This is a genomic window from Microbacterium gawkjiense, assembly GCF_031932225.1.
GTDB classification, from domain to species: domain Bacteria; phylum Actinomycetota; class Actinomycetes; order Actinomycetales; family Microbacteriaceae; genus Microbacterium; species Microbacterium gawkjiense.
Window position 1 is genome coordinate 750726 of record NZ_JAUZVV010000002.1, and the last position, 21548, is coordinate 772273.

Below are 21548 nucleotides of genomic sequence, written 5' to 3' on the forward strand. Positions count from 1 at the left end.
TTCCGACGACGAAGCCCGTCGCAGCAACAGCGGCGACGGGCTTCGAACGTGTTCGTCTTACTCGGCGGATTCCTCGGCGGCAGGCGCCTCGTCGCCCTCGGCCTCGGCGCCCTCCTCGGACTCCTCCGCCTCGTCCTCGACGGGAGCCGGCGGCAGCGCGACACCGACGACGAGCGTGTCGGCCTCGGTCACCAGCGTGGCACCGCGGGGCAGCGTCAGCTCACCGGCGGTGATGTGCGTGCCGTCCTCGAGACCCTCGACCGAGACCTCGACGTTCTGCGGGATGTGGGTCGCTTCGACCTCGAGCGTCACGGTGGTGTTCTCGAGGTTCGCGATCGTGCCGGGGAACGGCTCGCCGATGACCGAGACGGGGACGTCGACCTGGATCTTCTCGCCCTTCTTCACGACGAGGAGGTCGATGTGCTCGATGACCTGGTGCACGGGGTCCTTCTGGACATCCTTGACCAGCGTGAGCTGCTGCTTGCCGGCGATCTCGAGCTCGAGCAGCGCGTTGGCGCGACGGATGAGCAGCGAGACCTGGTGGCCCGGAAGCGCGACGTGCACGGGGTCCGTGCCGTGGCCGTAGATGACAGCGGGGATCTTGCCGGCCGCGCGCAGACGGCGGGCGAAGCCCTTACCGAACTGCTCGCGCAGCTCGGCGACGACCTTGGTGTCGGTCTCAGTCGACATGAGTGTTCTCCTTGCGGGCCATCACGGCCCAGTCAATCGGGGCCGGTACGGCCTCGTCTGTACCCGGGCCGATGCGGCCCAGACGTGGTCTGTGGTTCGACTCGAACGCATGCGCGTGAGGAAAGCCGCGAAGCCTGCTTCACCGCGTCGATCACGGATGCGCCGCATCCCTCGCCGAAGTTCGAGTCGAGTCTATCAGCGCGCCGGATACGATGGAATCTCAGCCCCTCACCCCCGAGACACGGAGGACCCATGGACTACGGATGGATGTCGCACGCACTGCTCTGGTTCGTCGGAGCTCTGAGCGCGGCCACCGCCGTCTGCGTCGTCGGCGCCTTCTTCTCGATGGGTCGCAGCTACAAGGACTGACCGCGTCACACGCGATCGCCCCTCTCGGTCCAGCGGATACAGTGACCGAAGGGGACCGCCGGTCACCGGCACCCACCCCATTCCGCTCACACCTCACGTAGACCTGGAGCCCCGTATGTCGTCGACCCCCTCTCCCACCGGCCCCTCGACGGATCAGGATCAGGCTCCGCACGAGGCGACGCAGCAGCACGAGGGGGCTCCGCAGCCCGAAGAGGTCGACCGTCCCACCCACCCCGAGTCGGCGTCGACCGGCTCTGCGCAGGGTCCGGCGAACATCGGTGTCGTCGGTCTCGCGGTGATGGGCTCGAACCTGGCCCGCAACCTCGCGTCGCGTGAGGGCAACACGGTCGCGGTGTTCAACCGGTCGCGGTCGAAGACCGACGAGCTGCTCGAGGCGCACCCCGAGGCCGAGTTCGTGCCCGCGTTCACCTACGAGGAGTTCGCCGCGTCGCTGCAGAAGCCCCGCACCGCGATCATCATGGTCAAGGCCGGCAAGCCGACGGATGCCGTCATCGACGAGCTCATGCGCGTGTTCGAGCCCGGCGACATCATCATCGACGGCGGCAACAGCCTGTTCACCGACACGATCCGCCGCGAGAAGGCGGTCTCGGAGGCGGGCTACAACTTCGTCGGCATGGGTGTCTCCGGCGGCGAGGAGGGCGCCCTCAACGGTCCGTCCCTCATGCCCGGCGGCCCCGACGAGGCGTGGGTCACCCTCGGCCCCATCCTGAAGTCCATCGCCGCGGTCGCCGAGGGCGAGCCGTGCGTCACCCACATCGGCCACGACGGCGCCGGACACTTCGTCAAGATGGTGCACAACGGCATCGAGTACGCCGACATGCAGCTGATCGCCGAGGCGTACGACCTCATCCGCCGCGGCACCGGCAAGACGCCCGCCGAGATCGCCGACATCTTCGCCGAGTGGAACACCGGCGAGCTCGAGTCCTACCTGATCGAGATCACCGCCGAGGTGCTCCGCCAGACGGATGCCGCCACCGGCAAGCCCCTCGTCGACGTCATCGTCGACCAGGCCGGCGCCAAGGGCACCGGAGCCTGGACCGTGCAGACCGCCCTCGACCTCGGCGTCCCCGTCTCCGGCATCGCCGAAGCCACCTTCGCCCGCTCGCTCTCCAGCCACCGCGAGCAGCGCGACGTGGCCGGCGGCCTGCCCGGGCCCTCCCCCGAGGACTTCACCGTCACCGACGCCGACGCGTTCATCGAGCAGGTGCGCCTGGCCCTCTACGCCTCGAAGATCGTCGCGTACAGCCAGGGCTTCGACGAGATCCGCGCCGGTGCCGCCCAGTACGGCTGGAACATCGACCTCGGCGCCGTCAGCAAGATCTGGCGCGGCGGCTGCATCATCCGCGCCCAGTTCCTCAACCGCATCGCCGAGGCCTACGACGCCGAAGCGGACCTCCCCGTCCTCCTCACCGCGCCGTACTTCGTCGAAGCCCTCGGCCGCACGCAGGACGCCTGGCGCGAGGTCGTCCGCATCTCGGCATCCGCCGGCATCCCCGCCCCCGCCTTCAGCTCCTCCCTCGCCTACTACGACGGCCTGCGCGCCGACCGCCTGCCCGCCGCACTCATCCAGGGACAGCGCGACTTCTTCGGCGCCCACACCTACAAGCGCATCGACAAGGACGGCACCTTCCACACCCTCTGGTCCGGCGACCGCACCGAAGTCGAAGCCGAGGACACCCACTGAGCCGCAGCGACACCGCGCTGCGTGTCCACCGGGCCGCCGCGCGCATCGTCCTCGCCGTCCTGACCGCCCTCTACGCATGGCTGGTCGGCTGGATGACGCTGCGGGCGGCGCCGTACGGTTCCGACATCGCGTCGGGACTGAACCGGCTGCTGGAGTGGTTCGCTGAGCGTCCCTCGACGGCCTGGATCACGTTCGACCGCGTCGAGTTCGGCGCGAACGTCGCGATGTTCGTCCCCCTCGGGGTGATCGCCGTCCTGTGGTTCGGCGTGCGCGGCTGGTGGCTGGCGCCCATCCTGGGGGCGCTCGCCAGTGCGGCGATCGAGACCCTGCAGGCGCTCCTGCTCGACTCCCGCGTCGCCGACGTCCGTGACGTGATCGCCAACACGCTGGGCGCCGTCATCGGGATGTGCCTCATGCTGCTGCTCGCCTTCCTGCTGTCGCCGCCGCATCCGCGGCGGCAGCAGGGATACCGAGCATGACCGAAGCCGGGGCATAGCGCGGTCATAGGAAGGTCATGAGAATGGAGTCATGACCATGCCTGCCCCTGTACTCCAGCGCCCCGACGGCTCCCCCCTGCGCGTCCTCGTCGTCGACGACGAGCAGATGCTGACCGACCTGCTCTCGATGGCCCTGCGGATGGAGGGCTGGGAGGTGCGCACCGCCGGTTCCGGCTTCGACGCCCTGACCGCCGCGCGGGAGTTCGCCCCCGATGCGATGGTGCTCGACATCATGATGCCCGACCTCGACGGGATGTCGGTGCTGCAGCGTCTGCGCCAGGGCGGCGACGACGTGCCGGTGCTCTTCCTCACCGCGAAGGACTCCGTCAGCGACCGTGTCGCCGGGCTCACCGCCGGTGGTGACGACTACGTGACGAAGCCGTTCAGCCTCGAGGAGGTCGTCGCGCGGCTGCGGGGGCTGATGCGCCGCGCCGGGGCATCCGCCGGCGCCGCCGACCCGATCCTGCGCGTCGGCGACCTCACCCTCAACGAGGACTCGCACGAGGTCTTCCGCGGCGACGACGAGATCGAGCTCACCGCGACCGAGTTCGAGCTGCTGCGCTACCTCATGCGCAACCAGCGCCGTGTGCTCTCGAAGGCGCAGATCCTCGACCGCGTCTGGAACTACGACTTCGGCGGCCGCTCGAGCGTCGTCGAGCTTTACATCTCCTACCTGCGCAAGAAGATCGACGCCGGCAAGGAGCCGCTCATCCACACGGTCCGCGGCGTCGGCTACATGATCAAAGCGAGCCAGTGAGCACGACGTCCCGTCGTCGCCGTCGGCACCGCTGGAGCCTGCAGGCGCGGCTGATCACGGCGGTCGTGTCGTTCGTCTCGGTCATCCTCATCACCGTCGGACTCGGCACCGGTACGGTGCTCGAGTCGATCCTGCGTGAGAACCTCGACGCGAAGGTCACCGGGGTGCAGGACTCGATCGCACTCGACTACAACCACCGCGCCGACCAGATCCTCGAGGCGAGCCGGCCGGAGCGGGGAACCCTGCTCGTCGTGAACAACCTCGCAGGCCCCACCGCCGCCTACGTGGATGCGGAGGGCGGCGTCCGGACCCTCGACACCCGCAACATCCAGATCAGCGCCCCGGACGGCAACGACTGGGCCGACGCCACGGTCGCGGGTCTCGGGGACTACCGGCTGCGGATCGGCCCGTACTCCAGCATCTTCGGATTGCCGACCTCGGAGGTCACGAGCGTCAGCGCCCGCATCGTCACGACCGTCGCCCTCCTCACCACCGGCGGCCTGCTCGTGCTCGCCGCGGTCATCGCGCTCCTCATCCGCAGCGCCCTCGCACCCCTGCGCTCCGTCGCGTCGACCGCTTCCCGGGTCGCGGCGCAGCCCCTGGCGGAGGGTGCCGTCACGATCACCGAGCGCGTTCCCGACGAGGACACCGACACCCACACCGAAGTCGGTCAGGTGGGGCACGCCCTGAACACCCTGCTCGACCACGTGGAGACCTCCCTCGCCGCGCGCCAGCGCAACGAGGAGCGCATGCGCGCGTTCGTCGCGGATGCGAGCCACGAGCTGCGCACTCCCCTCGCCTCGATCCGGGGGTACTCCGAGCTCTCGCTGCGCGGCATCCGTCACGCCGAATCGAGCGGGAACACCGCCGCCGGTGTCGTCGCCGACACCACCCGCGAGTCGCTGGAACGCATCCAGGCGCAGTCGCTGCGCATGACGGCGCTCGTCGAGGATCTGCTGCTGCTCGCTCGCCTCGACGAGGGCACCGAGCTCGTCTACAGCGCGGTCGATCTCACCCGCCTCGCTGTGGAAGCCGTCTCGGACGCGCGGGTGGCCGGCACCGACCACGAGTGGGTGCTGGAGGTGCCCGACGAGCCTGTCATCGTCGCCGGCGACGCCGGACGGCTGCACCAGGTGGCGGCGAACCTGCTCGCCAACGCGCGGGTCCACACCCCCGCCGGCACCCGCGTGACGACGACCGTGGCGTCGGAGGACGGCGACGCGGTCCTGCGCATCCACGACGACGGGCCCGGTATCGACCCCACCGTCGTCGGCGACCTGTTCGAGCGGTTCTCGCGCGCCGACTCGTCCCGCGCGCGCCAGACCGGCGGCACGGGGCTCGGGCTCTCGATCGTCAAGGCGATCGTCGAGGGCCACGGCGGCCGTATCGCCGTGGCCTCCGAGCCCGGCTCGACGACCTTCGAGGTGCGGATGCCCGCCCGCCCCGACTCCCCCGCTCAGTAACCGCTGAACGCGTCCGTCGTGATCGACTTGGCCCGCTCGAGGGCCGGGGTGAGGGTCGCGATCAGCGCCGGCGGGCCCGACACGTAGGCGTGACGGCGGTCGATGTCGGGAACCAGGCGCAACAGCCCGTCGGCGTCGAGACGCGAACCGCCCGCCCACGTCCAGCCTGCCGGAAGGTCCGCGGGTCCGTCGCGCGTGACGACGATGACCGGGATGCCGGCGGCCTCGAGGTCGTCCCGGAACGCGAGTTCGTCGCTGGCCGAGGCGACGTAGACGAACACGACGTCGCGTCGCTCCTGCGTGAGGCGCAGGTGACGCAGCTGGGACACGAACGGCGTCACGCCGATGCCCGCCGCCACCATCAGCACGGGCGCGTCGGCGCGGCGCGGCAGGACGAAGTCGCCCCAGATCCCCGTGATCGCGAGCTCGTCGCCGGGTTCGACGGTGGCGAGCGCCTTCTTGTAGCTGGACTGCGATCCCTCGCGCATCGCGATCTTCACGAGCGGCAGCTCGGCCGGGGACGAGAGGATGCTGAACTCGCGCCGGGTCCCTCGGGAGTCGGGGTGCGCGTGGGGGACCTCGAGCTCGAGGTACTGCCCCGGGGCGAAGCGCACCGGGCGCTCGGCGCGGAAGCTGTACTCGCGCACGCTCGGTGTGAGCGGGGTGCGCTCGACGATCGTCAGCCGCACGGCCGTACGCATCGCGAAGACGAAGGCGACGAGGTTCCCGACGAGGAGAGCGCGCTCCTGGCCGAGGGTGATCTCGCCGAGGGAGATCGGCCACCCGGCGAGCACACCGACGACAGCCGCCACGACGAACTGCTGCCAGCGGCGCGGCGGCAGGGTCAGCGGCTCCGAGAGCATGAACGCGCCGAGGAACAGGAACGGCGACGACAGGACGATCGCCGAGAACGTCATCCCCGGGTCGAGGGCGAACCCCGCCGACTGGGCCTGCACGATCGTGCGCAGCAACGCGACCGCGATCGCGATGATGAGGAACAGGCCGACGACCCGCACCTTCTCGGTGCGCACGAGCACGACCAGCCCGAGGAGCAGTACCGGCAGGGCGAGCAGCGGGTTGCCGACCCACCACGCCGCCGACCCGAGGTCGGGCGCCCAGATGCTGATGATCGTGAGGGCCGTCGCGCCGACGGCGGCCGGGTTGAAGATGTGCCGGCCCTGCCAGGCGAGCACGTACTTGGATGCCGAGGCGAGAGCGCCCGCGACCGCGACGCCGGCGAGCGGCAGCGGCTCGAGGGTGGGGCGCAGGACGAACACGAGGATCAGCGCCGTGATGAGGGCGGATTCGATCCGCCACGGGCGGCGGACGATGCGCTGGGCGACGGTGTCGACGAGGGCGATCGAGACGGCCAGCACGGCGAGCGTGACGACGAACTCCAGCGGCGCCACCGACACCCCGCCCGCGAGGGACACCGCCAGGGTGATCACGGCCAGCGCCGAGAGCGCGAAGAGCACGAGGCGGTACATGGACAACCTGCCGAGGACGCCGATCACGCGACTCCAGGCGGCACTGAGGGATGAGATCACGAGAACAACTCCGCTTCGCATCGGGGGGACCATTCGACGGAGCCGTCGGTGCGCATGCGCACCCAGGCGACTCCCCATTCTGCGGCCAGCCGGGGGCCGCCGTCGAAGAACAACGCCGTCGCGACCGCATCCGCCGTCATGGCATCGGACGCGACCGCCCAGGTCGCGGCGTAGGCGCGCACCGGCTCACCGGTGCGCGCGTCGAGGACGTGGTGCAGCCCGTCGCCCCACGCGCGGCGGTTGACCGCCGAGGCGCACAGGGCGGCATCCGTCACCTGCCACACCCCGATCGCGCGGGACGTGTCGTAGGGGTGCTCCAGCGCGATCCGCTGGGTCGCGCCGCGGACCGCGATGTCGCCGCCCGCATCGACGACGGCGGCGCCTTCGGGGATCCTGGCGATGACGATGTCGACGAGGCGTCCCTTGCCGAGGGCGCCCACGTCGAGGACGGCGGGCTCCGTCAGGCGGAGGACGGCGTCCGACCAGTCCACGATCGCCCGCCAGTCCTGTGGCGCGGCGACGGCGCCCCGGTCGATCAGGGAGTATTCGGCGTCGTACCCGCGGCGCGCGAGGCTCTCCCCGACGAGCGGGTTCACGGCGCCGGAGGTGGCGGAATCGAGCGCGTCGTAGGCGTCGAGCATCGGCCCGGCGTCGGCGGGCGCGGGGACCTCGCCGCCGCTCTCCCCCAGCCGCCGCACGAGCGAGTCCTCGCGGAAGCGGGACCACTCGCCGTCGAACACGGCGATGGCGTCCGTGATCTCCTCACGGACGCCATCATCCAGGGGGTCGGCGGTGTCGATCCGCCAGACGGTGCCGATCGCCTCGAACGTCCAGGAGTGGACGAGCGGGCCGGCGGGGGTCATGATGCGGCTTCGGTCCGGATCTCGGCCACCGCCGCGTTGAAGCCGCCGCTGGTCAGGGACGAGCCGCCCACACGGTCGACGGACAGGTCGTCGAGGTTCTTCCCGACGACTTCGTCCTTGATGCCGCCGATGAACTCGCTCTGGTACTGCTCGGTCTCGCGGGCCTGCGGGTCGCCGGTCACCTCGACGGCGGTGACCTTGTTCGACTCGAGCGTCAGCGTGACGCTGATCTTCTCGACGGTCTCGGGCGTCTGGTAGGTGCCCTCGGCCGTGTAGGTGCCGTCCTTGTACGTCCCGGAGGACGAGCCCGCGTCGGCCGAGGCCGGCGGCTGCGAGGACGTCCCCTCAGCGGTCGTCTGGCCGGCGCACCCGGCCAGCAGAGCGAGCCCTGCGACGGATGCGGCGGCGGCGCCGACGCGGATCGGTCGGGGTACGGCGGTGGTGCGGATCATGAGAGGTCCTCCTTCTGTCGTGCCCGCCCGGTCGAGGGCGCGGGGCGGTGATCTCAGGAAAGCGGGCCCCGACAGGGCGATCCTTGCAGGAGTCTATGGATTTCCTGCGAACCGGAAGGAGTCGTCCCTCAGGCTGCGCCGTCGAACATGCTCGTGACCGAACCGTCCTCGAAGACTTCGCGGATGGCGCGGGCCAGCAGCGGCGCGATCGGGAGGATCGTGAGGGCCGGGAAGCGCTTCTCGGGGGGCAGCGGTACGGTGTCGGTGACGACGACCTCATCGATCGAGGGGTCCTGCAGCCGCTCGGCGGCGGGGTCGCTGAAGATCGCGTGCGTCGCCGCGACGATGACACGCTCCGCCCCGTTGGCCTTGAGCGCCTGGGCCGCCTTGACGATCGTGCCGCCGGTGTCGATCATGTCGTCGACGAGCAGGCAGACCCGGCCCTCGACCTGTCCGACGATCTCGTTGACCGTGACCTGGTTCGCCACGTTCGGGTCACGGCGCTTGTGGATGATCGCGAGCGGCGCGCCGAGGCTGTCCGACCAGGTGTCGGCGACGCGCACGCGGCCGGTGTCGGGCGAGACGACCGTGAGCTTGGCGCGGTCCTCGGCCGACAGCGTGTTCTCGAAATACTCCAGCAGCACGGGCTTGGCGAACAGGTGGTCGACGGGACCGTCGAAGAAGCCCTGGATCTGCGCGGCGTGCAGGTCGACGCTCATGACGCGGTCGGCGCCGGCCGTCTTGAACAGGTCGGCGACGAGGCGGGCGCTGATCGGCTCGCGGCCGCGACCCTTCTTGTCCTGCCGGGAGTACGGGAAGTACGGCGCGACGACGGTGATGCGCTTCGCGGATGCGCGCTTGGCGGCATCCAGCATGATGAGCGTCTCCATCAGCCATTCGTTGACGGGCGGTCCGAAGCTCTGGATCAGGAAGAAGTCGCAGCCGCGGATCGACACCTCGAAGCGGGTGAGGATCTCCCCCGAGGCGAACGTGCGGTGCTCGGTCGGAACGAGCTGGGTGCCGAGCGCTGTGGCGACCTCGGCGGAGAGCTCCTCGTGGGAGCGACCCGAGGCGACGACGAGCCGCTTCTTGGTCTTGGCCACCAGGCCCGGGGCGATCCCGCGCTCGGTGTCGAGGTCAACCGTCTGCTGCTTCTTGCGACCCATCGCCAGCTTCCTGTGCGGACCGGGCGCGAGCGGCGGCTTCTGCCGCTCCCGTTCCCGGTCGATTGTTCTCGACCCACCCGGCGACGTTCCGCTGGGGGGCGATGCTGAGCGCGAGGGCGCCGGCCGGAACATCCTTGCGGATCACGGCTCCCGCACCCGTCTTCGCGCCTTCACCGATCCTAACGGGCGCGACGAACACGTTGTGCGAGCCGGCGTGCACCTCGTCGGCGATCTCGGTGCGGTGCTTCGTGAGGTCGTCGTAATTGGCGGTGATGGCGCCGGCGCCGAGGTTGACGTTGCGCCCGATCGTCGTGTCGCCGACGTACGAGAGGTGCGGGACCTTGCTGCCCTCGCCGATCGTGGAGTTCTTCGTCTCGACGAACGTGCCGATCTTGCCGCGCTCCCCCAACTCGGTGCCGGGCCGGACGTAGGCGAAGGGTCCCACGGTCGCGTCCGCGCCGATGACGGCGAGGGTCGCGTCGGTGCGGGTGACGGTCGCGCCGCGCCCGACCTCGCAGTCGACGAGGCTCGTGTCGGGGCCGACGGTCGCGCCCTCGGCGATGCTCGTCGCCCGCAGGATGTGGGTGTTGGGGAGGACGGTCACGTCGGGCGCGAGGGTCGCCGTGACGTCGATCCACGTCGTGGCGGGATCGAGGACGGTGACCCCCGCGAGCTGCCAGCGACGGACGGTCCGCGCGTTCAGCAGTCGGCCCACCTCGGACAGCTGCACGCGGTCGTTGACGCCGTACGTGACGGTCGGGTCCTTCGCGACGGATGCCGCGACCCGCCGCCCCGCGCGGCGCAGCAGCGCGACGGTGTCGGTGAGGTACTTCTCGTTCTGCGCGTTCGCCGTCCCCACCTGCGGCAGGTGCTCGCGGAGCGCGGCGGCGGCGAAGACGTACATCCCCGCGTTGACCTCGCTGACGGCCGCTTCGTCGGGCGAGGCATCCTTCTGCTCGACGATGCGCGCCACGCTGCCGTCGCTCTCGCGGATGATGCGGCCGTACCCGGTGGGATCGTCGACGACGGCGGTCATGAGGGTCGCGTCGGCCTGCGCGGTGCGGTGCTCGGACACGAAGGCGCCGAGGGTGTCGGCGTCGGCGAGGGGGCAGTCTCCGCTCAGCACCAGGACGTCGCCCTCGAAGCCGACGAGGGCGTCGAGGGCGATCTCGACGGCGCGGCCGGTGCCGGGGATCTCGTCCTGGTCGACCACGACGACCTCGGGAGCGACACCGAGGACGGCCGCCGCGACCTGGTCGCGCTCGTGACGGACGACCACGACGACGTGCGCCGGAGCGAGGTCGCGCGCGGTGTCGAGTACGTGCCCGACGAGCGGACGGCCACTGATGCGGTGCAGCACCTTCGGGAGTGAGGACTTCATCCGCGTCCCCTGCCCGGCGGCGAGGATGACGACGGCGAGGCGGGGGTCGAGCGCGTTCTCGGTCATGCTCCGCCGCCAGGACTCGAACCTAGACCTCACAGCTCCAAAGGCTGTCGTGCTGCCATTACACCACGGCGGACCGCGGCGCTCCGGGGTCCGGTGGCCGCCCGACAAGTCTGCCATGCGCGCGCGGGCGGCCCACCTCGGACACGGGCGCCGCAGCCGCTCTGCGATGATGAGGGGATGGCTCCCGAACACGACGAGGTCGACCGGATCGTGAGCGCCTGGATCGCGCAGCGACCCGATCTGGACTTCTCGCCGCTCGAGGTGCTCTCGCGGGTGGACCGGCTGTCGCGCCACCTCGACCGCGCCCGTCGCGAGGCCTTCCAGCGCAGCGACCTGGAACCGTGGGAGTGGGACGTGCTGTCGGCTCTCCGCCGCGCGGGCGAGCCGTACACCCTCAGCCCCAAGCAGCTGCTGCAGCAGACGCTCGTCTCGAGCGGCACGATGACCAACCGCATCGACCGGCTCGTCGACCGTCGCCTCGTCGTGCGCGCGGCCGACCCCGGCGACGGCCGCGGTGTCTTAGTGACCCTCACCGAGGAGGGGCGGAATCGAGTGGATGCCGCGATCACCCGCCTCGTGGACGCCGAGGCCGAGCTCCTCGGCCAGCTCTCGCGCGCCGACCGGGACCGGCTCGCCGCGCTCCTGCGCAAGCTGAGCCTCGGATTCGACGTCTGATCCGCGATGGCGATGCGCGCACCCCTTCCCGTCCGTGACGGGGTCGGTCCCACGCGTCTGCGCGTGCCGCGGACCGGGCCCTGGGCGACGATCGCGGACTACGTGACGGGCCGGTTCGCGCACATCGACCCCGAGATCCTCCTCAGCCGCTTCGACCGGGGCGAGGTGGTCGCCTTCGACGGCACGCGGCTCACGCGGGAGACCCCGCTCGGTGCGGAGGACTTCATCTGGTACTACCGGGAGCCGCCCGACGAGCCCGACATCCCGTACGAGGTGACGGTGCGCCACCTCGACGACGATCTGCTCGTCGTGGACAAGCCGCACTTCCTCCCGACGACGCCCGGCGGCGGCTTCCTGCGCAATTCGGCGCTCGTCCGACTGCGACAGCGGTTCGACAACCCGGATCTGACGCCGATCCACCGCCTCGACCGTGCCACCGCCGGTCTCGTCATGTTCTCCGTGCGCCCCGCGACCCGCGGCGCTTACCAGACCCTGTTCGCCGACCGGGCCGTCGACAAGGTCTACGAGGCCGTCACCGCCGTCCCCGCCGGCGGGATGCCGGAGCTCCCCCTCGTCATCCGTTCGCACCTCACGAGCTCCCGCGGGAGCCTGCGGGCGATCGTGCACGAGGACCGTGAGCCGAATGCCGAGACGCGCGTCGAGGCGATCCGGGTCATCGCCGACCGGGCGCACCTGCGGCTTCATCCCCGGACCGGGCGCATGCATCAGCTCCGATCGCACCTCGCCGGGATCGGTCTCGGCATCCTCGGCGACCGGTTCTACCCCGACCTGCTCGACGAGGCGCCCGACGACCCCGACCGCCCGCTGCAGCTGCTGGCACGCGAACTGCGCTTCGTCGACCCGCTGTCGGGCCGTCCGCGCGAGTTCACGACCGGGCTCCGCCTGCGCGAAGCGCCGCGCGCCTGATCAGCCGAGCTGCTCGCTCAGCTCGAACCAGCGCTCCTCGGCCTCGGCGACCTCGGCCTCCATCGCGGTGATGTGCTGCATCTTCTCGCCGAGCCCGACGTAGTCGGCCTGGTCGTGATCGGCCAGGGCCGTGCGCGCCGTGGCGATCTGATCGCTCAGTTTCGCGATGCGGCGCTCGAGGCTCGTGACCTCCTTCTCGGCCGCGCGTCGCTCGGCTCCGCTGAGAGCGGATGCCGGTGGTGCGACGGCATCCGCCTGACGTCCCGCGGTGGGCGCCGCCCCTGTCGCCTGCGGCTGAGCGGCCCGCAGGCGCAGGTACTCCTCGATCCCGCCGGGCAGATGCCGGAGCGTACCCCCCATGACGGCGTACTGCTGATCGGTGACGCGCTCCATGAAGTAGCGGTCGTGCGAGACGACGATGAGGGTGCCCGCCCACGAGTCGAGGAGGTCCTCGATGGCGGCGAGCATGTCGGTGTCGAGGTCGTTCGTCGGCTCGTCGAGGATGAGGACGTTCGGCTGGTCGAGCAGGATCAGCAGCAGCTGCAGGCGGCGCTTCTGACCACCCGACAGGTCTTTGACCGGCGTCGAGAGCTGAGCAGACGAGAATCCCATGCGCTCGAGCAGCTGACCCGGCGTGAGCTCCTGCGCCTTCGACCCGGCCCCGAACGTGTACGTCGTCCGCAGGCGCGAGACGACGACGCGGACGGGCTCGTCGAGGTGCGGGTCGAGCTCGTCCATTCGTTGCGTGAGGGTGGCGACCTTGACCGTCTTGCCGTGCTTGACGCGTCCGGCGGTCGGCTGGACGGCACCGGAGACGAGGCCCAGGAGCGTCGACTTGCCGGCCCCGTTGACGCCCAGGATGCCGGTGCGCTCCCCCGGCGCGATGCGCCACTCGACGTCGCGCAGAATCTCGCGGCCGTCGTAGCTGACCCCCGCGTCGAGCAGGTCCACGACGTCCTTGCCGAGCCGTGCGACGGCCAGCGATTGCAGCGAGACACGATCACGGATCTCGGGGACGTCGGCGATGAGCTCGTTGGCGGCGTCGATGCGGAACTTCGGTTTGCTCGTGCGCGCGGGGGCACCCCGGCGCAGCCAGGCGAGCTCCTTGCGGGCGAGGTTCTGCCGGCGCGCCTCGATCGAGGCGGCCTGCCGGTCGCGCTCGACGCGCTGCAGGATGTAGGCCGCGTAGCCGCCGTCGAAGGGCTCGACGATGCGGTCGTGCACCTCCCACGTCTTCGTGCAGACCTCGTCGAGGAACCACCGGTCGTGGGTGACGACCATGAGCGCACCCGAGGCCGCCGACCACCGTCGCTTCAGGTGCTCGGCGAGCCAGGCGATGCCCTCGACGTCGAGATGGTTCGTGGGTTCGTCGAGCGCCAGGACGTCCCAGTCACCGGTGAGCAACTGCGCGAGGGCGACACGACGGCGCTGACCGCCCGAGAGCGTGCCGATGGCGGCATCCCAGTCGAGGTCCGAGAGGAGACCCGCAATGACGTCGCGCACGCGCGGGTCGCCGGCCCACTCGTGCTCGGGTCCGTCGCCGACCACCGCGCGACCCACGGTGAGGTCGTCGGGCAGCACGTCGGTCTGCTCGAGCACACCGATCGTCACGCCGCCGCGCACCGTCACGCGGCCGGAGTCCGGCTCGCGCCGCCCCGCCAGCATCGCCATGAGGCTCGATTTGCCGTCGCCGTTGCGGCCGACGATGCCGATGCGGTCGCCCTCGTCGACACCGAGCGAGACGCCGTCGAAGACGACCTTGGTCGGGTACTCCAGGTGCAGGGCCTCGGCCCCGAGAAGATGTGCCATCGCCTCCAGGCTACGCGGCGCGGGCGGCGGTTCAGTCCGCGTCGGCGGCGCTCGCCCGGCGGTTGTGATCGATCATCGCGAGGAGCCCCGCCGCCAGGACCGCCACCGGCACCAGCACCACCCACGGGCCCTGCGCGCTCCCCAGTGCCACGGCCGCGACGACGAACATCACCGCACCGATCGATCGTGCGGCGACGGTGCCGCGGGGCACGACCGCGGGCGCGCGGTTGTAGGGCACGAGAACGCCGCGGTTCGCCCGAAGCGTCGCGGCCAACGACCAGAGGAAGAGGATGCCGCCGAGGGCGAAGGCCGTCCATCCGAGGACCGTCATGCTCAGTACCAGAAACTCAGTCGCGGCGTGGTGGTCGAGGCGAACACGCGGGCGAGGCGGTGCGCGTCGTCGGTCTCGATGCGTCCCGCGCGGGCGAGGGTGACGGGCGAGACGCCGCCGAGCAGGATCGCCGACAGCTCTGCGACCCCCAGAGTCGCCCGCGGGATGCCGAGGGGCGCCTCGTCGACCACGTCGACGCCCGGCTTCTCCCCCGCCGACAGGACGAACGTGCCGTCGGCGATCCCGAGCGGATCGGTGACCTCGAGCGCCACCACGTCGTCGACGTCGTACCCGCGGGCCGCGAGCACCGTCGGGACGTCGAGGATGCGCAGGTAGTGGTGGTCCGCGATCGTGATGCGGGCGGCGCGCTGGTCGGCGATCATCCACCAGAGCGGCTCGTCGAGCGAGAGCTCGCTGGCCCGGACGGTACCGATGAGATCGAGCGAGAGGAGGAAGCGCCAGAGCCCGGCGTAGGCGGCATCGGTCACCGCCAGGAGCTGGTGCACCGTGGCGTTCGAGGCGGACCAGTCGTCGTCGTTCTCGCTGACCGAGTACAGCGCGACACCCTCGACCTCGCCCTCGGGTGAGCGGTACTGCACGGCGCGGAGTCGCTCCGCCTTCTCGGCGTCGGGCCGCGTACCGTACGTGCGGTCCCAGTGCCCGCCCGGCATCGCGATCTCGCCGGGCGAGGCGAGCCGCGTGCGCTCGTGCAGCGCGGCGGCGGCATCCCTCGCCTGCTCGCGCGTGACGTAGTCGAGCCGGCCCGGTGCGACAGGCCCGATCCACCCGGCGCGGCGCGTCCGGATCTCCCACGAGGTCGCCGCCGCGGCGGGGGCGAACCCGAACCGGCCGTAGATGCCGGACTCGCTCACCGTCAGGCCCGCGATCGGCGCGCCCTGCGCCACGGCGGTGCGCAGCTCCCCCGCCATGACCCGCGAGAGCAGACGCCGGCGGCGGTGCGTGGGCGCGACGGTGACGGCGCTGATCGCGCACATCGGGATGGCGGCACCGCCGGGCAAGGTGAGCTCGGCGATCCACGACGCGAACGTCGTGACCGGCTCGTCGGGCTGGACGGCGGCGGGGTCGTACACACCGATCTTGCGACGGTAGCGGCTCCGCGCGAAGGCCTCGCCGCGCTGCAGGTCGTTGCGTTCGCCGTCGAGGAAGCCGCGGGCCACGGCATCCGTCCACCGGTCCGACGCGGCACGGTCGTCGTCGCCGACGCGGTCGATGCGGAGGCCGTCGGCCTCGATCGCCGCGCGGAGGGTCTCGTCGAGCGGAGCGGAGTGGAAGGCATCGCCGAGGGAGGTCATGCGTCCCAGGCTACGGGGAGCCGCCGACGCGCGTCAGAGGATCCGCGTGCCGGCGACCGGTCCCGTGACCGCGTGGGAGGTGTGCCCCTGCTCGGCCAGGTGGGCCGCGATCCCGTCCGCGTGCGCGTCGTCGGCCGCGAGGAACGCGACCGTCGGGCCCGATCCCGACACGAGTCCACCCAGGGCCCCGGCGGCCAGGCCCGCGTCGAGCACGTCGGCGAGAGCCGGACGCAGGTGAACGGCGGCCAGCTGGAGGTCGTTGCGGATCGCGGCGGCCAGGGCCGCGGCATCCCCCGACCGCAGGGCGCGCAGCACCGCGGGATCGACCTCCGGCATGAGGCGCCCGGGACGGATGTCGGCCGTCTCGCGCAGCCGGTCGAGGGTGCCGTAGACCTCGGGGGTCGAGAGCCCGTCGCCGTCGGTGACGAGCACCCATGCGAAGCGGCCGCGGCCGAGCGCCGGGGCGAGCTCGTCGCCGCGCCCGGTGCCGACGGCGGTGCCGCCCAGCAGCGCGAAAGGCACGTCCGCGCCGAGTCGCGCGCCGAGGGCGTGGAGCTCGGCGGTCGACAGGCCGGCGTCGATCAGCTCGTTGACGGCGACGAGGGCGGCGGCGGCATCCGCCGACCCTCCGCCCATGCCGCCCGCCACCGGGACGCCCTTGTGGATCTGCAGACGGATGCCGCCCTCCCAGCCGACCGACTCGGTCACGGCGCGCGCCGCACGGAGCGCGAGGTTGCGCTCGTCGAGCGGGACGCCCGACACGTCGACGTCGCCGGTCACGGTGAGGTGGAAGCCCTCGTCGTGCGAGGCCCAGAGGTCCTCGAACAGCGACACCGCCTGGTAGACCGATGCGACCTCGTGGTAGCCGTCGTCGCCGACGGCCCCCACGTCGAAGAAGAGATTGAGCTTGCCCGGCGCGCGTACGTGCACGCGCCGGGCCGGGTCGATGCTCAGGCTCACGCGTTCGCCGAGTCGGCCCACAGGTCGACGTCGATCGCACCCGAGAGCGCGTCGATACGAGCGAGCTCGTCGTCGTCGAACGGGGCGCCCTCGGTCGCGGCGAGGTTCTGATCCAGCTGCTCGGGCCGCGAGGCTCCGATGAGCGCCGACGTCACGACATCGTCGCGGAGGATCCACTGGATCGCCATCTGCGCGAGCGTCTGGCCGCGCTGCTGAGCGATGTCGTTGAGCCCGCGCAGGGTGTCGAGCGCCTTCTGGTTGAGCTGTCCGTCGGGCAGCGAGAACCGGCTCTGCGCCCGGTCGGCCGTGCCGTCGCCGAGGTACTTGTCGGTCAGCAGGCCCTGCGCGAGCGGCGTGAACGCGATCGCGCCCATGCCGGCGGCGCGCAGCGAGTCGGTCAGACCGTCCTCGACCCAACGGTTCAGGATCGAGTACGAGGGCTGATGGATGACCAGCGGCGTCCCGAGGTCCTTCGCGACGGCCACCGCCTCCTCGGTGCGCTCGGCGCTGTACGACGAGATCCCGACGTAGAGCGCCTTGCCCTGCCGGACGAGGGTGTCGAGGGCACCGATCGTCTCCTCGATGGGGGTCACCGGGTCGGCGCGGTGCGAGTAGAAGATGTCGACGTAGTCGACGCTCATCCGCTTCAGCGACTGCTCGGCGCTCGCGATGAGGTACTTGCGCGACCCGTTGTTGCCGTAGGGGCCCGGCCACATGTCGTATCCGGCCTTCGACGAGATGAGGATCTCGTCGCGGTAGGGCGCGAAGTCCTCGCGCATCATGCGCCCGAAGTTCGTCTCGGCGGACCCGAACGGCGGGCCGTAGTTGTTCGCCAGGTCGAAGTGGGTGACGCCCCGATCGAAGGCGTGGCGGAGCAGAGTACGCTGGTTGTCGAAGGGGATGTTGTCCCCGAAGTTCCACCAGAGTCCCAGCGAGATCGCCGGCAGATACAGGCCGCTCGAGCCGACCTGGCGGAACGCCCCCGCATCGTAGCGGGAGGATGCCGCCTGATAGGGGCGGTGGGTGTCGCCGTTGCGCGACGGAGGGAAGCGGTCCGCGTAGTCGGTCATCCCCCCAGGCTATCGACGATGGGCACCCGAAACGTCGGTGAAACGACGGAGACCTAGTCTTGCCCGACCGGAGACGCACACAAAGGGAGAACATATGGCGCGACTGACTGCACTGCCGACCGAGGGTGGTTCCTGGACCGCTCTCCTCGAGCGCGAGGACATCGTCCTCATCGGAGGCATGCTGCACCTGCGCCATGACGACACCACCCCCGAGCAGGCCCGCATCGACGACCTGCTGCTGATCGCCGACACGCTCGCCGATGCCGGGATCCCCCATCTCCTCATCCGTCACTCGCGCTCGGTCCCCGGGCTCGTCGTCGACCTCGCCCACCGGGCTCGCGCCCTCGCCGCGCTCTCGGACCGTGCCGTCACCGAACCGATCTACGCGAAGGCGAAAGGCGGCACGCCGGTGCCTTTCGGCGAACTGCGCCTGCGCGCCTCCGGCCCGTCGTCCGTGCGCGTCTTCCGGCCCCGCGTGGCCGGCGAGCTCCGTTACGGAGCCGGTTGCGGCGTGCGCGTCGAGTTCTGGCGCTTCGGCGAGGAGCTCGTCGAAGCGCCCCACGCGAACGACCTCACGCGTCGCGTGTTCGCCGCCGAGGACGTCGAACCGGCCACGGTGGAGCGCTACGGGCGCACGTGGCAGACCCTGGACGGGATGTTCGACCCGCACCCGGGCGACGTCACGCATGAGATCGACATGGTGTTCTCCTGGGTCGACGGGTCGTCGTCGGAGTTCCAGCGTCAGCGCGCCGCGCAGCTCTCGGAGTACGTCGTCGGCGACGGCGACGACGGTCCCGCCCGCTACCGCCACGTCGACGAGCTGCGCTACGCACTGCGGAGCGTCCACATGTACGCGCCGTGGGTGCGTCGCATCTTCATCGCGACCGACTCCCCCGCCCCGGCGTGGCTGCTCGACCACCCCAAGGTGACGATCGTCCGCAGCGAGGAGTTCTTCGAGGACCCCGCCGTGCTCCCGACGCACAACTCGCACGCCGTCGAGGCGCAGCTGCATCGCATCGAGGGCCTGTCGGAGCACTTCCTTTACTCCAACGACGACATGTTCTTCGGGCGGCCGCTCTCCCCGGAGCTCTTCTTCTCCCCCGCCGGCGTCTCGTCGTTCGTCGAGTGCGACGTCCGCATCGGCACGGGCCCGCGCCGCGTCGCCCGCAGCGGGCACGACAACGCGCTGCGCCTGAACCGCGAACTGCTGCAGGAGCGCTTCGGCCGCACGATCGTCCGCGACCTCGAGCACTGCGCAGCGCCCCTGCGCCGCTCTGTGATGTTCGAGCTCGAGCGGGAGTTCCCCGAGGAGATCCGGCGGACGGCGGCATCCCGCTTCCGTTCCGCGACCGACGTCTCGGTGACCAACTGCCTGTATCACTACTACGCGCAGTTCACCGGCCGGGCGATCGCCTCGACGGCACCGCGGGTGCGGTACTTCCAGACCACGCAGGCGGCGTCGCTGCGGCGCATGGAGAAGCTCGCCGAGCGCGGCGACGTCGACATGTTCTGCCTCAACGACGGCGGCGACCACGAGGTGCCCGAGCCCGTCCGGGTGCGGGCCGTGACGGGGCTGCTCGAGCGCCTCTTTCCGATCCGTGCGCCGTGGGAGGACCCGGCCGTCAGTGCAGCGCCGGCACGCCCGGTCGAGCTGCACGCGTGACCGACCCGCTGACACCGGCTTCCCGCAGACGACGCTGAGCCTCGTCCGGGTCGATGTACTCGAGCGGCGCGGAGACGTCGATCGGGACCACCGAGTGGACGACCGTGTCGTCGTAGACGTGCACCATGTTGTACGCCTGGGCGCCGTCCTGCGGCCGCGTGCCGCCGACCGGGACCGTGAGGTCCTGCGCGTAGCACGTCGATGAGGCGACCGAGACGGGGATGCCGGCGAAGGTCGCGAACGTCGAGTAGTGCAGGTGGCCGGCGATGATCGCGCGCACGTCCGTGCCGCGCACGACCTCGGCGAGCCGGCGCTGGTCGCGCAGCTCGACGCTCGCCGCGAGCGGCAGCACGCTCGGGACGGGCGGGTGGTGCATCGCCAGCACGGTGCCGAGCGGCGCCGGGGTGGCGAGGACGTTCCGCAGCCAGCGCAGCTGGGCGGCGGAGAGCTCGCCGTGGTGGTGGCCGGGCACGCTCGTGTCGAGCGTCACGATGCGGAGGCCGTCGAGCTCGTCGACGCGGTCGTAGGGCGCCGTCGGGTCGGTGGGGGTGTCGTCGAGCAGTCGGGAACGGAACGCGCCCCGGTCGTCGTGGTTGCCCATGACCCAGAGCAGGCGGGCGCCCAGACGCTCGGCGAAGGGCTCGACGAGCGCGCGGATCGCGTCGTACGCGGCGACTTCGCCGAGGTCGACGAGGTCGCCCGTGAAGACGACGGCGTCGGGGGCGATGCCGCTGGACTCGATGGCCCGGAGGGCGGCGGTGAGCGAGGCCTCGCCGTCGACGCTGTCGAACAGGCGGGGGCCGGGACCGCGCAGGTGCGTGTCACTGAGGTGGAGCAGGATCCGTTCGGCGGCCGGATGCTCGGCGCGGCGCATGGTCACTTCTTCCGTCGGTGCGGAGGCTCGGGTACCCCCGCCTTGCTCCGAAATGTTACCGGCATGTTTCGGGAACGCGCGGTGAACGACGCGCGAAGACCTCGCGACCGGATGCCGCCGGCTCAGGCGCGGGCGATGCGGACGAAGTCCTCGATCGTGAGTTCCTCGCCGCGCGCGGTGGGTGCCACGCCGGCGCGCGCGAGCACGTCGCTGGCCGCCGCGGAGGAACCGCCGAGGACGCCGGAGAGGGCCTGGCGGAGCATCTTGCGACGCTGCTGGAACGCGGCGTCGACGATGGCGAAGGTGCGGAGTCGCTCCTCCTCGGTGCCGCGGGCATCGGTGTCGCGCTCGAATCCGACGAGGACGCTGTCGACGTTGGGGACGGGCCAGAACACCTGACGCGAGACGGTGCCGGCGAGACGCCAGGTGCCGTACCAGGCGGCCTTGACGCTCGGGGCGCCGTAGACCTTCGAGCCGGAGGGCGCCGCGAGGCGTTCGCCGACCTCGGCCTGCACCATGACGACGCCGCGCTGAATGGTCGGGAAGTGCTCCATGAAGTGCAGGAGCACGGGAACGCTCACGTTGTACGGCAGGTTCGCGACCAGGACGTCGGGGTCGCCGGGGAGCTCGCTCACGCGCAGGGCGTCCTCGGCGACGACGGTGAGCGCACCGTCGGGCACGCCGTGCGCCGCCGCGGTGGCGGGCAGACGCTCGGCGAGGCGGTGGTCGATCTCGACGGCGGTCACCGGCGCGCCGGTCTCGAGGATCGCGAGCGTCAGCGACCCGAGGCCCGGCCCCACCTCGACGACGCGGTCGGCGGAGGTGACCCGCGCGGCGGTGACGATCTTGCGCACCGTGTTCGCATCGACGACGAAGTTCTGTCCGAGCTTCTTCGTCGGGGTGACGTCGAGGTCGGCGGCGAGGGCGCGGATCTCGGCGGCTCCGAGGAGGGTGACGGGCATGGGTTCCA

General features: G+C 71.2%; 20 protein-coding genes and 1 tRNA gene. 7 read left to right on the forward strand and 14 right to left on the reverse strand.

The genetic code is table 11. The features are described 5' to 3' along the window. Positions 1-57: 57 nt before the first annotated feature. Positions 58-690, reverse strand: a complete 633-nt coding sequence (locus tag Q9S71_RS11825) for a 50S ribosomal protein L25/general stress protein Ctc (protein ID WP_311862515.1) — start codon at positions 688-690, stop codon at positions 58-60. 484 nt (positions 691-1174) lie between these two features. Here Q9S71_RS11825 and gndA point away from each other — a divergent pair, with 484 nt between their 5' ends. The 4 genes from gndA to Q9S71_RS11845 all read left to right on the forward strand — a co-directional run bounded on the left by gndA (position 1175) and on the right by Q9S71_RS11845 (position 5481). Further along, complete coding sequence (gndA, locus tag Q9S71_RS11830) at positions 1175-2764, forward strand: NADP-dependent phosphogluconate dehydrogenase (RefSeq protein WP_311862516.1); 1590 nt, start codon at positions 1175-1177, stop codon at positions 2762-2764. 80 nt (positions 2765-2844) lie between these two features. Continuing rightward, positions 2845-3243 carry a VanZ family protein gene (locus Q9S71_RS11835; RefSeq protein ID WP_311863273.1) on the forward strand — a complete coding sequence of 133 codons (399 nt, stop codon included), beginning with the start codon at positions 2845-2847 and terminating at the stop codon, positions 3241-3243. Between the two features lie 49 nt (positions 3244-3292). Continuing rightward, the gene (locus Q9S71_RS11840; RefSeq protein ID WP_064001732.1) at positions 3293-4018 is read left to right on the forward strand and encodes a response regulator transcription factor; all 726 of its coding nucleotides are present in this window, start codon (positions 3293-3295) and stop codon (positions 4016-4018) included. Next, a complete protein-coding gene (locus tag Q9S71_RS11845; RefSeq protein ID WP_311862517.1) occupies positions 4015-5481 on the forward strand; it encodes a sensor histidine kinase in 1467 nt (488 codons plus the stop codon). Before Q9S71_RS11840 ends, Q9S71_RS11845 begins: the two co-directional genes overlap by 4 nt. On the opposite strand, the gene Q9S71_RS11850 is transcribed toward Q9S71_RS11845, so the two are convergent. From Q9S71_RS11850 to Q9S71_RS11875, 6 genes are all read right to left on the reverse strand, one after another. Next, positions 5475-7028: an FAD-dependent oxidoreductase gene (locus tag Q9S71_RS11850; RefSeq protein ID WP_311862518.1), complete on the reverse strand. Its 1554-nt coding sequence runs from the start codon at positions 7026-7028 to the stop codon at positions 5475-5477. The genes Q9S71_RS11845 and Q9S71_RS11850 overlap by 7 nt on opposite strands. After that, entirely contained in the window at positions 7025-7891 is an 867-nt protein-coding gene (locus tag Q9S71_RS11855) for an FAD:protein FMN transferase (protein ID WP_311862519.1), read from the reverse strand. Before Q9S71_RS11855 ends, Q9S71_RS11850 begins: the two co-directional genes overlap by 4 nt. Continuing rightward, positions 7888-8343: an FMN-binding protein gene (locus tag Q9S71_RS11860; protein WP_311862520.1), complete on the reverse strand. Its 456-nt coding sequence runs from the start codon at positions 8341-8343 to the stop codon at positions 7888-7890. Before Q9S71_RS11860 ends, Q9S71_RS11855 begins: the two co-directional genes overlap by 4 nt. A 128-nt stretch (positions 8344-8471) precedes the next feature. After that, positions 8472-9509 (reverse strand): ribose-phosphate diphosphokinase, encoded by a 1038-nt coding sequence (locus Q9S71_RS11865; RefSeq protein ID WP_311862521.1) that lies wholly within the window; start codon positions 9507-9509, stop codon positions 8472-8474. Continuing rightward, complete coding sequence (gene glmU, locus Q9S71_RS11870) at positions 9481-10956, reverse strand: bifunctional UDP-N-acetylglucosamine diphosphorylase/glucosamine-1-phosphate N-acetyltransferase GlmU (protein ID WP_217530413.1); 1476 nt, start codon at positions 10954-10956, stop codon at positions 9481-9483. Before glmU ends, Q9S71_RS11865 begins: the two co-directional genes overlap by 29 nt. A gap of 1 nt (position 10957) precedes the next feature. Continuing rightward, positions 10958-11029: transfer RNA gene (locus Q9S71_RS11875), tRNA-Gln, on the reverse strand. A 104-nt stretch (positions 11030-11133) separates the two neighbouring features. On the opposite strand from Q9S71_RS11875, the gene Q9S71_RS11880 reads away from it, so the two are divergent. Both Q9S71_RS11880 and Q9S71_RS11885 read left to right on the forward strand, forming a co-directional pair. Then, positions 11134-11631 carry a MarR family winged helix-turn-helix transcriptional regulator gene (locus Q9S71_RS11880; RefSeq protein ID WP_064001725.1) on the forward strand — a complete coding sequence of 166 codons (498 nt, stop codon included), beginning with the start codon at positions 11134-11136 and terminating at the stop codon, positions 11629-11631. A 12-nt stretch (positions 11632-11643) separates the two neighbouring features. After that, on the forward strand, positions 11644-12558 hold the full coding sequence (locus Q9S71_RS11885; protein ID WP_311863276.1) for a pseudouridine synthase: 915 nt from the start codon (positions 11644-11646) through the stop codon (positions 12556-12558). On the opposite strand, the gene Q9S71_RS11890 is transcribed toward Q9S71_RS11885, so the two are convergent. Genes Q9S71_RS11890 through mgrA form a run of 5 tightly spaced genes read right to left on the reverse strand, consistent with a single transcriptional unit; the run spans position 12559 to position 18041 of the window. Further along, positions 12559-14367: an ABC-F family ATP-binding cassette domain-containing protein gene (locus Q9S71_RS11890; protein WP_311862522.1), complete on the reverse strand. Its 1809-nt coding sequence runs from the start codon at positions 14365-14367 to the stop codon at positions 12559-12561. It abuts the gene before it with no gap. Between the two features lie 31 nt (positions 14368-14398). Next, entirely contained in the window at positions 14399-14698 is a 300-nt protein-coding gene (locus Q9S71_RS11895) for a hypothetical protein (RefSeq protein WP_311862523.1), read from the reverse strand. 2 nt (positions 14699-14700) lie between these two features. After that, positions 14701-16011, reverse strand: coding sequence for a GNAT family N-acetyltransferase (locus Q9S71_RS11900; RefSeq protein WP_311862524.1), 1311 nt, complete (start codon positions 16009-16011; stop codon positions 14701-14703). Positions 16012-16044: 33 nt separating this feature from the next. Continuing rightward, the gene (locus tag Q9S71_RS11905; protein ID WP_311862525.1) at positions 16045-16971 is read right to left on the reverse strand and encodes a 4-(cytidine 5'-diphospho)-2-C-methyl-D-erythritol kinase; all 927 of its coding nucleotides are present in this window, start codon (positions 16969-16971) and stop codon (positions 16045-16047) included. Beyond that, positions 16968-18041, reverse strand: a complete 1074-nt coding sequence (gene mgrA, locus Q9S71_RS11910; RefSeq protein ID WP_217530424.1) for an L-glyceraldehyde 3-phosphate reductase — start codon at positions 18039-18041, stop codon at positions 16968-16970. Before mgrA ends, Q9S71_RS11905 begins: the two co-directional genes overlap by 4 nt. A 94-nt stretch (positions 18042-18135) precedes the next feature. Here mgrA and Q9S71_RS11915 point away from each other — a divergent pair, with 94 nt between their 5' ends. Then, positions 18136-19704, forward strand: a complete 1569-nt coding sequence (locus tag Q9S71_RS11915) for a stealth conserved region 3 domain-containing protein (RefSeq protein ID WP_311862526.1) — start codon at positions 18136-18138, stop codon at positions 19702-19704. Here the strand turns inward: Q9S71_RS11915 and Q9S71_RS11920 are convergent. Beyond that, positions 19664-20578, reverse strand: coding sequence for a phosphodiesterase (locus Q9S71_RS11920; protein WP_311862527.1), 915 nt, complete (start codon positions 20576-20578; stop codon positions 19664-19666). The genes Q9S71_RS11915 and Q9S71_RS11920 overlap by 41 nt on opposite strands. A gap of 122 nt (positions 20579-20700) precedes the next feature. Further along, entirely contained in the window at positions 20701-21540 is an 840-nt protein-coding gene (gene rsmA, locus Q9S71_RS11925; RefSeq protein WP_253034038.1) for a 16S rRNA (adenine(1518)-N(6)/adenine(1519)-N(6))-dimethyltransferase RsmA, read from the reverse strand. Positions 21541-21548: the final 8 nt, after the last annotated feature.

Bases quoted from the DNA above. Each gene is read 5' to 3' on its own strand.
- Q9S71_RS11885 (WP_311863276.1), top strand. From the start codon at position 11,644: ATGCGCGCACCCCTTCCCGTCCGTGACGGGGTCGGTCCCACGCGTCTG.
- Q9S71_RS11880 (WP_064001725.1), top strand. From the start codon at position 11,134: ATGGCTCCCGAACACGACGAGGTCGACCGGATCGTGAGCGCCTGGATC.
- Q9S71_RS11915 (WP_311862526.1), top strand. From the start codon at position 18,136: ATGGCGCGACTGACTGCACTGCCGACCGAGGGTGGTTCCTGGACCGCT.
- glmU (WP_217530413.1), bottom strand. From the start codon at position 10,956: ATGACCGAGAACGCGCTCGACCCCCGCCTCGCCGTCGTCATCCTCGCC.
- Q9S71_RS11855 (WP_311862519.1), bottom strand. From the start codon at position 7,891: ATGACCCCCGCCGGCCCGCTCGTCCACTCCTGGACGTTCGAGGCGATC.
- Q9S71_RS11840 (WP_064001732.1), top strand. From the start codon at position 3,293: ATGACCATGCCTGCCCCTGTACTCCAGCGCCCCGACGGCTCCCCCCTG.
- Q9S71_RS11825 (WP_311862515.1), bottom strand. From the start codon at position 690: ATGTCGACTGAGACCGACACCAAGGTCGTCGCCGAGCTGCGCGAGCAG.
- Q9S71_RS11895 (WP_311862523.1), bottom strand. From the start codon at position 14,698: ATGACGGTCCTCGGATGGACGGCCTTCGCCCTCGGCGGCATCCTCTTC.
- Q9S71_RS11890 (WP_311862522.1), bottom strand. From the start codon at position 14,367: ATGGCACATCTTCTCGGGGCCGAGGCCCTGCACCTGGAGTACCCGACC.
- Q9S71_RS11860 (WP_311862520.1), bottom strand. From the start codon at position 8,343: ATGATCCGCACCACCGCCGTACCCCGACCGATCCGCGTCGGCGCCGCC.
- rsmA (WP_253034038.1), bottom strand. From the start codon at position 21,540: ATGCCCGTCACCCTCCTCGGAGCCGCCGAGATCCGCGCCCTCGCCGCC.
- mgrA (WP_217530424.1), bottom strand. From the start codon at position 18,041: ATGACCGACTACGCGGACCGCTTCCCTCCGTCGCGCAACGGCGACACC.
- gndA (WP_311862516.1), top strand. From the start codon at position 1,175: ATGTCGTCGACCCCCTCTCCCACCGGCCCCTCGACGGATCAGGATCAG.
- Q9S71_RS11865 (WP_311862521.1), bottom strand. From the start codon at position 9,509: ATGGGTCGCAAGAAGCAGCAGACGGTTGACCTCGACACCGAGCGCGGG.
- Q9S71_RS11920 (WP_311862527.1), bottom strand. From the start codon at position 20,578: ATGCGCCGCGCCGAGCATCCGGCCGCCGAACGGATCCTGCTCCACCTC.
- Q9S71_RS11900 (WP_311862524.1), bottom strand. From the start codon at position 16,011: ATGACCTCCCTCGGCGATGCCTTCCACTCCGCTCCGCTCGACGAGACC.